This is a genomic window from Romboutsia sp. (assembly GCF_035470145.1).
Taxonomy (GTDB): domain Bacteria; phylum Bacillota; class Clostridia; order Peptostreptococcales; family Peptostreptococcaceae; genus Romboutsia_D.
This window is the reverse complement of the sequence record NZ_DATIRC010000171.1, coordinates 1-1,573: the sequence shown is the minus strand read 5'-3', so window position 1 is coordinate 1,573 and position 1,573 is coordinate 1. Positions and strand designations below refer to the sequence as shown.

General features: G+C 33.3%; 1 protein-coding gene. It reads right to left on the bottom strand.

What is annotated here, in order from left to right:
* Nucleotides 1-96 precede the first annotated feature (96 nt).
* Nucleotides 97-1,573, bottom strand: a 1,477-nt coding sequence (gene mmdA, locus VLM92_RS07230) for a methylmalonyl-CoA decarboxylase subunit alpha (RefSeq protein ID WP_325275665.1), incomplete at its 5' end; no start/stop codon positions are given.

Genomic DNA, 1,573 nt, shown 5'->3' with positions numbered 1-1,573 from the left:
TAAAACCTGCTAATAGTTTTTCACCTACTGTAAGATTCACAGAAGGATCTTTTAAAGCCTCTAATAATTGACTAATATTCATAATTTACCACCTTCCTATAAAGGTATATTTCCGTGCTTTTTAGGCGGTCTATCTTCACGTTTAGAAGATAACGTATCTAGTGCATCTGCTAGTCTTATTCTTGTAAATGCTGGTTCTATTACATCATCAATATATCCTCTTTCAGCCGCTTTATATGGAGTTGCAAACTCATCTGTATACTCTTTTATTTTTATTTCTCTCATTTCCTTAGGGTTTTCTGAATTTTTTATGTCATTTTTAAATATTATATTAGCTGCCCCACTTGGTCCCATAACTGCAACTTCTGCACTTGGCCAAGCTAAAACCATATCTGCACCTAAATCTTTTGAACACATAGCTAAGTACGAACCACCATATGCTTTTCTTGTAATTAATGTAAGTTTTGGAACAGTAGCTTCACTATATGCATAAAGCATCTTAGCTCCATGGCGAATTATTCCACCATATTCTTGTGAAGTTCCTGGTAAGAATCCTGGGACATCAACTAATGTTACTATTGGAATATTAAATGCATCACAAGTTCTTATAAATCTTGAAGACTTGTCAGACGCATTTATATCTAAACACCCTGCCATTATTTTAGGTTGATTTGCAATTATTCCTATACTTTCCCCATTTATTCTTGCAAATCCTGTTATAATATTTTGTGCAAAGAATGGTTGAACTTCATAAAAATCACCATCATCTATTATTTCATATATTATTTCTTTCATATCATATGGTTTATTTGAATCATCTGGTATTACATTATTTAAAATTTCATTTTTTCTATTCGGATTGTCTATACACTCAGCGACTGGAGTTTTTTCTGAGTTGTTTGAAGGTAAGAAACTTAATAACTTTCTTATTTGAGCTATGCAATCTTCATCATTTGAAGCCATAAAATGAGCTACTCCTGAAGTAGTATTATGAGTTGATGCTCCACCTAAATCTTCAGCCGTTACATCTTCTCCTGTTACAGTTTTTATAACTTGCGGTCCTGTTATAAACATTTGGCTTGTTTTATCTACCATATATACAAAATCTGTTAATGCTGGTGAATATACTGCTCCACCTGCACAAGGTCCCATTATTGCAGATATTTGAGGTACAACACCTGATGCTATAGTATTTTTATAAAATATTTCTCCATACCCAGCAAGTGCATCAACACCTTCTTGTATTCTAGCTCCTCCAGAATCATTAAGTCCAACTACTGGAGCTCCTACTTTTAATGCCATGTCCATTATTTTTGCCATTTTCTTAGCATGCATTTCCCCTAATGATCCACCAAGTACTGTAAAGTCTTGTGCAAAGGCACAAACCAATCTTCCATCCACTTTTCCATATCCTGTTACAACACCTTCTCCAGGTATTTCTTGTTTTTCCATTCCAAAATTAGAGCATCTATGTTTTACAAATGCATCTACTTCTACAAAAGTATTTTCATCAAATAATTTATTTAATCTTTCTCTTGCAGTTAATTTTCCTGATGCATGTTGTTTATCTATT